This window comes from Noviherbaspirillum sp., from assembly GCF_036846085.1.
Taxonomy (GTDB): Bacteria; Pseudomonadota; Gammaproteobacteria; order Burkholderiales; family Burkholderiaceae_D; genus Noviherbaspirillum.
On the sequence record NZ_DAIUCO010000225.1, the window covers coordinates 1 to 8,910 of the forward strand.

Consider the following 8,910-nt stretch of genomic DNA (forward strand, 5'->3'; position numbering starts at 1 on the left):
CGCGCACCCTGGAAGCGCAGACGCACCAGGACCTGCCGTTCGAGCAGGTGGTCGAACTCGTCAACCCGCCGCGCAGCCTGGCGCACAGCCCGCTGTTCCAGGCCAGCTTCACCTGGAACAACAACGAAACCGCGACATCCGCGCTTGTCGACTTGTATGCGACATCGATCAACGCTTTTGCGTCAACCGCCAAACACGACCTGGCCCTGCATTTAGGGGAAGCTGACGGCATGGTTCGTGGTGGGCTGGAGTTTGCGACCAGTCTGTTCACGGCCGAATCCGCGGAACGTTATCTCGGCTACCTTCGCTTGCTCCTGCAGGCGATGGTGGCGAACGACGCGCTGCCGGTTGCGCAATTGACCATGCTCGGAGAAGCCGATCGGTGCCGGCTGGTGGAATGGAATACGACTGATGTCGCCTATCCGTCTAATGCCTCTGTGCATACGATATTCGAGCAACAGGTGGCTACAACCCCGCACGCAATTGCCGCTGTGCATGAAGAAACAAGTCTGACCTACTGCGCACTTAATGCACAGGCCAATCGACTCGCGCATTATCTGCGCCGCAAGGGTGTCAAGCCGGATACGCTGGTTGCGATCTGCATGGAACGCAGCATTGACATGGTGGTCGGTTTGTTAGCGGTGCTCAAGGCAGGTGGAGGCTATGTACCACTGGATCCGGCTTATCCTGTTGAACGCCTCGTCTACATGCTGACGGACAGCGCCCCGGTGGCGCTGCTCACGCATGGAGCGCTCGATCCTTCGCTGCGCGCGATGCTGGACGTTGGCCCTGCAGCGCTAGTCGACCTGAATGCCGACAGTGCAGACTGGGCGGACGAAGATGCCGGCGATTTCAATGAAAGCGGCGTCCTGCCGACACACTTGGCCTACGTGATCTACACGTCCGGTTCTACCGGCCGGCCCAAGGGGGTAATGAACGAGCACCGGGCGGTGGTCAACCGCCTCCAGTGGATGCAGGACGCTTATCGGCTGACTCACGACGACGCAGTGCTGCAGAAGACGCCGTTCAGTTTCGATGTCTCGGTGTGGGAGCTCTTCTGGCCGTTGCTCAATGGAGCGAAGCTGGTGATGGCCCGTGCGGGCGGACACAAGGACCCGGCGTACCTGACGCAGGTGATACGCGAGCAAGAAATCACGACGCTGCACTTCGTTCCGTCGATGTTGCAGAGCTTCCTGACGCATCCGGAAGTGGAAGCATGCACGACACTGCGCCGCATCGTGTGCAGCGGCGAAGCGCTGCCGGGCACCCTCGCACGCCAGTGCCGGGAGGCATTGCCGCACGCACGGCTGACCAACCTGTACGGCCCGACCGAAGCGGCGGTGGATGTCACCGCATGGGAGTGCAGCGGGCAAGATTTGCCGGACAACATCCCGATCGGCCGTCCGATCGCCAACACCCGCATTTACCTACTGGATCCACATGGTCAGCCGGTGCCGCAAGGCGTGGCGGGTGAAATTTATATCGGCGGGGTGCAGGTTGCGCGCGGCTATTTGAACCGCGATGAATTGACAGCCGAGCGGTTCCTGCCAGACCCGTTCGCCATCGAAGCGGGCGCAAGAATGTACAGGACCGGTGACCTGGGGCGTTATCTGGCCGATGGCAGCATCGTCTTCCTGGGGCGCAACGACCATCAGGTCAAGCTGCGCGGTTTCCGCATCGAGCTGGGCGAGATCGAAGCCAGGCTGCAGGCACAGGAAGGGATGCGCGAGGCGCTGGTACTGGCGCGCGAAGACCAGCCGGGCGACATGCGCCTGGTGGCCTACATGACAGCCGAAGCACAAATTGATACCCATATATTGCGCGAGGCACTCTCGGCAGTGCTGCCCGAATATATGGTGCCAGCCGCGTTCGTGCAGTTGCAATCTCTGCCCCTGACTCCGAATGGCAAGCTCGACCGCAATGCATTGCCGGCACCGGACGGCACCGCCTACGCGAGCGGGCTCTACGAGGCACCGATCGGTGAAATCGAGCATATGCTGGCTGGCATATGGGCCGAGCTACTGAATGCGGAGCACGTTGGACGCCACGACAATTTCTTCGCTCTCGGCGGACATTCGCTCCTCGGCGTAAAGATGATCGCCCGCGTGCGCCAAGCGCTCGGTGTCGAGCTGGACATCGGCCAGTTGTTCGAAGCACCGGTGCTATCGGCCCTGTCCGAAAAAGCGCGGCATGCGGCTCTGACCGGCCTTCCGCCGATAGGTCCGGCGGACCGCGCGCAAGCCCTCGAATTGTCGTTCGCCCAGCAGCGCCTGTGGTTCCTGGCGCAGATGCAAGGCGTCAGCGATGCCTACCATCTGCCGATAGGACTACGCCTGGTCGGCGAACTGGACCAGACGGCGCTGCGCGCCGCACTGGACCGTCTGGTTGCGCGTCACGAAGTGCTGCGCACCACCTTCATCCTGGAGAACGGGCGGCCGGTCCAGCGTGTCGCCGATCGGGGCAGCGGATTCGCACTGCAAGAGCATGACTTGCGCGACAGCCGGCTCGCGGGCCAGGAGCCGGAACAGGAATTGGCGCGAATTGCGTCCGCCGAAGCCGGCGCGCCATTCCAGCTCGACATCGGCCCGCTGGCGCGTGGTAGGTTGATCCGGCTTGCAGATCGTGAGTACGTGCTTCTGCTCACCCTGCACCACATCATTTCCGATGGCTGGTCCATGGGCGTGCTGGCACACGAGGTCGGAAGCCTGTACCGCTGCTTCCGTGAAGGCCGGCCTGATCCCTTGCCACCGCTGACGATCCAGTACGTCGACTACGCGGTATGGCAGCGACGCTGGATGGAGGATGATGCGCTTCAAGCTCAAGCCGCCTACTGGCGCGACACCCTTGCCGGTGCGCCGCCATTGCTAGAGCTGCCGACAGATCGTGCGCGTCCGCCGCAGGCTGATCATGCTGGCGCATTCATTCCTTTCGAGCTGGATGCGGCGCTGGTGCGTAGCCTGCAGTCCCTGGCTCGTCGTCATGATTGCACCTTGTTCATGACCGTGCTCACTGCCTGGGCCACCTTGCTAGGGCGCCTGTCAGGGCAGGAAGACCTGGTGATTGGCGTGCCGGTCGCGAACCGTCCGCTGGCTGAAGTCGAGCCGCTAATCGGCTTCTTTGTCAACACGCTGGCCCTGCGCATCGACCTGTCGGGCAGGCCGAGCGTGGCACGGCTCATGCAGGATGTACGCGCGCGCACCTTGCGTGCCCAGCAAAACCAGAACCTGCCGTTCGAGCATGTGGTGGAACTGGTCAATCCCCCGCGCAGCATGGCTTACAGCCCTTTGTTTCAAGCCATGCTGGCCTGGCAGCACAAGGATGGCAGCGCATTCGACCTCCCTGGCCTGCAAGCGGAAACCTACGATACTGCGCAGCGTACCGCAAAGTTTGACCTTACGCTGACGCTAGGCGAAACCGACAAGGGACTCTCCGGGGGATTTGAATACGCGACCGCTTTGTTCGATCCCGCCACGATAGAGCGTTATGCCGGCTATCTGCGCAGGTTACTGCAAGAGATGGCCGCACACGACATGGAGGAAATCGCGGCGCTTCCGCTCCTCGGCGACGATGAAAGGCGGCTCATGCTGCTGGAGTGGAATGCCACGCACACGCACTATCCGGCACAGTCCTGCATGCACCAGCTGTTCGAGTTGCAGGTGCATGCAAGGCCTGACAAGGCGGCGATCCGCTGCGGCGACACCGAACTGAGCTACCAGGAGCTAAATGCGCAAGCCAATCGGCTAGCCCATCATCTGCGCCGCCATGGTGTCCTTCCCGACAGTCGAGTCGCAATTTGTGCTGAGCGCGGCCCGGAGATGGTAGTCGGCGTGCTTGCGGTGCTTAAAGCGGGCGGCGCGTATGTGCCGCTCGACCCGGCCTATCCGGCCGAGCGCCTGGCCTTTATGATCAAGGATAGTGCTCCGGTCGCGATGCTCATCAACGGTGCCGTTCCCGACGCCTTGCGTGCCGACTTGCCCGAACTGCGGTTGCCGGTATTCGACTTGAAGGCTGACACGCTTCGATGGGAGAGCGAAGCGAGCGAGAATCCCGATTGCGTTGCAGTCGACCTGAGACCGGACCATTTGGCTTATGTGATCTACACCTCCGGCTCCACCGGAAAACCCAAGGGCGTGATGGTGGAGCATCGGAGCGTGTGCAACCTGGTCGCGGCCCAGCGAAGCACGCTCGATATCGGGCCTGACGCAGAGGTGCTGCAATTCGCATCCTTTAGTTTCGATGCCAGCGTATTTGAACTGGTGATGGCCTTGTGCAATGGTGCAGTGCTGCATATGCCGGAAGCAGATATTATCCTGGCCGGCCGGACACTGGCCGACCTGGTCGAGCGTCACGCGATCAGCCACCTGACTGTGCCGCCGGTAGTATTGGCTGGACTTCCCGACGATGTGCAGCTTTCTTCGGTGCGCACACTCATAGTGGCCGGTGACGCGTCCAGTGCCGAACTGGTCAGGCGCTGGGGCCGAAGACGCCGCTACATCAACGCCTACGGACCCACCGAGAACACGGTCTGGGCAAGCCTGCATGTTTGCGATCCGGACTTCGATCAAAGCCCGCCTATCGGACGCCCGATCGCCAATACGCGTATCTACATCCTTGACCCGCGCGGGGAGCCGGTTCCGACGGGTGTAATCGGGGAAATTCACATCGCCGGAAATCAGGTGGCACGCGGCTACCTGAACCGGCCCGAACTGACTGCCGAGCGCTTCGTGCCGGATCTGTTCGCCGGCGATCCCGCAGCGCGCATGTACAAAACCGGCGACCTGGGGCGCTACAACGCACAGGGAGAGATCGAATTCATCGGACGCAACGACTTCCAGGTTAAGGTGCGCGGCTTCCGGATCGAGCTCGGAGAGATCGAGGCGCGCCTGCGGGCTCATTCGGCCGTGCGCGACGCGGCCGTGCTGGCAAGAGATGACAGCACGGGAGACAAGCGGCTGGTTGCGTACTACATCTGCAATCCGGACCGGGCTGACCATGGGGGCCTTGTCGATCACGTGGATGCTGAGGGCCTGCGCGCCCATATGGTGGCAGCCCTGCCAGATCACATGGTACCAAGCGTCTATATCGCGCTTGAAGCCTTCCCGCTCACACCCAACGGCAAGCTCCATCATGCAGCATTGCCCCAGCCGGATTCCTCCGCATTCGCGACGCGGGCTTATCACGCACCTGTTGGCGCGGTCGAACTCGCTTTAGCCAGAATCTGGGCCGACCTGCTCAATGTGGAAAAGGTGGGTCGAAACGATCACTTCTTCGAGCTCGGCGGTCACTCCCTCATGGCGGTTAGCATGGTCGAAAGAATGGCGCGCGAAGACCTGCAGGTGGACGTGCGTGTCCTATTCATGACGCCGACTTTAGCTGACCTGGCTGCTGCGACAAAGAAAGTAAAGGAGTTCGTATTGTGAGCTTGATGGAGCTGGTGACCGAATTAAACGAGAAGGGAATCGCCCTTTCGTTGAAGGGCACCGAATTGGTCGTGCGCGGGGAAGAAGACGTGCTCGACGATCCGATCCTGCGCACGCGACTGCGCGAACACAAGGCGCCGCTGATCGAACTTCTCCAGTCAGGCAAGTATGCGGGCCCGGAAGGCGCCGCTTTCGTCGTGCCTGCGAATCGCATTCCACCGCGCTGCAATCTCATTACACCGGAGATGCTGCCGTTGGTGCAGCTGAGCGTAGCCGATATCGAACGCATCGTCTCCACGGTACCCGGCGGGGCTGCGAACGTGCAGGACATCTACCCTCTGGCACCACTGCAGGAAGGCATCCTGTTTCATCATTTGGCAAGCGATGAGGGCGATCCTTACCTGCTGCACAACGCTTATTCGTTTGACACCCGTTCCCGGCTCGATGCCTTCGTTCGCGCCACCCAGACCGTGATCGACCGCCACGACATTCTGCGCACCGCCGTGCTATGGAACGGACTGCCGGAACCGGTGCAGGTTGTATGGCGGCGTGCACCATTGATTGTGGAGGAGTTCCATGCCGATCCTGCGGCGGGGGACGTTCTGAGCCAGCTTCAATCCCGCTTCGATCCATCACGCTACCGCATCGACGTGCGACAGGCGCCGTTGATCCGCTTTTGCATAGCCGAGGATTGCGCCAGGGAGCGCTGGGTCGTATTGCTGCTCAACCATCACCTGACGGGCGATCACACGACGCTGGAAGTGATAAAGGAGGAAATCCGGGCGCAGTTGCTCGGCACGGCCACGCAGTTACCGACACCGCTGCCGTTTCGCGATTTTGTAGCCCGGACGCGAATGGAAGTACGCCGCGATGAACACGAGGCCTTCTTCCGCGACATGCTCTCCGATGTGGACGAAGCAACCGTCCCGCTGGGATTGTCCAATGTGCAAGGCGACGGTTCGTATACAACCGAATGCTGGCATGAACTCGATGCCCACCTCGGTGAGGGCCTGCGCCGGCAGGCACGACTGGCCGGGGTCGGGCCGGCCAGTCTGTTTCACCTTGCATGGGCGCTCGTGCTCGCCAAGCTGTCCGAACGCGACGATGTCGTGTTCGGTACAGTCCTGTTCGGACGTATGCATGCGGCCGCCACTGCCGAACGCGCGGTCGGCATGTTTATCAATACGCTGCCAATCCGCATACGCGTTGGTGAGGGCGGAGTGCTGGAGGGCGTGCGCGCGACCCATGATCTGCTGACTCGTCTGATGCGCCACGAACATGCCTCGCTTAGCCTTGCGCAGCGCTGCAGCGGCGTGGAAGCGCCGGGGCCGCTGTTTACCGCGTTCCTGAACTTCCGCCATAGTCCAGGCGGTGAACAGACGCGAGGTGCGGGAGTCGATGCATGGACGGGCGTGGAGATGCTGGGAGGAACGGATCGCACCAATTATCCGTTCAACCTGAGCGTGGACGACTTGGGCAATGCCTTCCTTCTGCACGCTCAGGTGCAAATGCCCTTTGATCCCAAGCGCATCTGCAGCTACACAGTGACTGCGCTGGCGGCACTGGTACAGGCCCTCGAGCGCACGCCGGCCGCGCCACTGCACCGACTGGACATTCTCCCGGAGGAGGAACGGCGGCAGCTCATCGTCGAATGGAATGCGACATCGGCTGCACACCGGAGCGAAGTGTGCGTCCATGTCCTATTTGAAGAACATGCGCGAAGTAGCCCTGATTCAATAGCGGTCCTCTATGAGGACGCAACCCTTTCCTACGGCGAACTGAACCGACGCGCCAACCGGCTTGCCCATCATCTGCGCGGGCTTGGCGTCCAGCCGGACGCCCGTGTCGCCGTATGCGTGGAGCGCAGCCCGGACTTGGTGATCGGCCTGCTGGCCGTGTTGAAGGCAGGCGGCGCCTATGTTCCGCTCGATCCGTCCTACCCGGAAGAGCGCCTGGCACGCATGCTCGACGACTGTGCGCCCACCGTCGTGCTGACCGACGGCCTGGCGGCGCTGCACACTTCCGCTGCGGTCGTTGACTTGCGCGCGAGTGCGGAACACTGGGCGTGCATGCCAGACACGGATCCGGCGCTCGCGGGCCTGACCCCGTCACACCTTGCCTACATTATTTATACCTCGGGTTCCACCGGCGCACCCAAGGGTGTGATGGTTGAACATCGTTCACTGGCCAACCATATTGCCTGGCAGGTCGGGAGTTTCGGCTTTTCCGAAACCGATGCAGTACTGCAGCGCACTTCAATTTCCTTCGATGCGTCGGTATGGGAACTGTGGACGCCATTGGCGATCGGTGCGCGCCTGGTGTTGCTGCCGTCGCCTCTGGAGCGCGACGCCGCAGGCATCGCGCGCATCATCGTCGACCGGCAAGTTTCGATCGCACAGTTCGTGCCGAGCCTGCTACGCCTGGTGCTGCAGGAGCACGAAGGACGCGGGGCCTTGTGCAACTTCCTGTTCAGTGGAGGCGAGCCGCTGGATGCCGAGCTCGCAGCACAAGCGCGTGCCTGCGCACGCCACGCCTTCGTGAATCTCTACGGTCCGACCGAAGCGACAGTCGACTCCATTAGCTGGCGTTGCTCGGAAGGCGGCGTGCCGCAAGTGGTTCCGATCGGTCGTCCCATCGATAACGCGCAGGTCTACATCCTGGACCGGCACGGCGATCCGGTGCCGATCGGTGCCGTGGGCGAAATACATATTGGTGGTGCCGGTGTCGCGCGCGGTTATTGGAACCGGCCCGAATTGACGGCAGAGCGCTTCCTCCCCGATCCCTTCTCTACCACACCGGGCGCACGGATGTACCGCAGCGGCGACCTGGGGCGCTATCTGCCGGACGGGAACATCGAGTTCAAGGGACGCAACGACCAGCAGGTCAAGATACGTGGCTACCGGATCGAACCGGGAGAAGTCGAAGCTGCGCTGCTCAGCCATCCGGACGTGACGCAAGCGGTCGTGCTTGCGTGCGAAGACCAATCGGGGGACAGGCGGCTGGTTGCCTACTACGTGGCCATGCATGCGATTGATGTGGAAGCGCTGCGGGCGCATCTGCAGCAGTTGTTGCCCAACTACATGCTGCCGGCAGCCTGGGTGGCAATGCCGGTGCTGCCGCTGACGCCCAACGGCAAGATTGACCGCAAGGCGCTGCCAGTGCCCGGCTCCTACGCCCGCCCGGTGGGCGCATACGAAGCGCCGTGCGATGAAATGGAGGCCGTGCTGGCGCAGGTATGGTGCGAGGTACTGCAGCTTGCACAGGTCGGGCGAAGCGATCATTTCTTCGATCTCGGCGGACATTCGCTGCTTGCAATCAAGGTTATTTCGCGCCTGCACCACCGTATCGGTGTCGAACTCAACGTGGTGAGTCTGTTTAACCATCCGGTGCTGAGCGACTTTGCCGACGTGGTGCGCCAGGCGGCAAGCAGCGCCTTGCCACCGATCACGCCGGTGGCCCGGGATGAAGACCTGCCGCTGTCGTATGCGCA

The 8,910-nt window shown here is 62.1% G+C and carries 2 protein-coding genes; both read left to right on the plus strand.

Annotated elements, in window-relative coordinates:
* On the plus strand, positions 1–5,420 hold a 5,420-nt coding region (locus tag V7080_RS20400), incomplete at its 5' end, for an amino acid adenylation domain-containing protein (RefSeq protein ID WP_334190225.1).
* Between the two features lie 5 nt (positions 5,421–5,425).
* Positions 5,426–8,910, plus strand: a 3,485-nt coding sequence (locus V7080_RS20405) for a non-ribosomal peptide synthetase (protein ID WP_334190226.1), incomplete at its 3' end; no start/stop codon positions are given.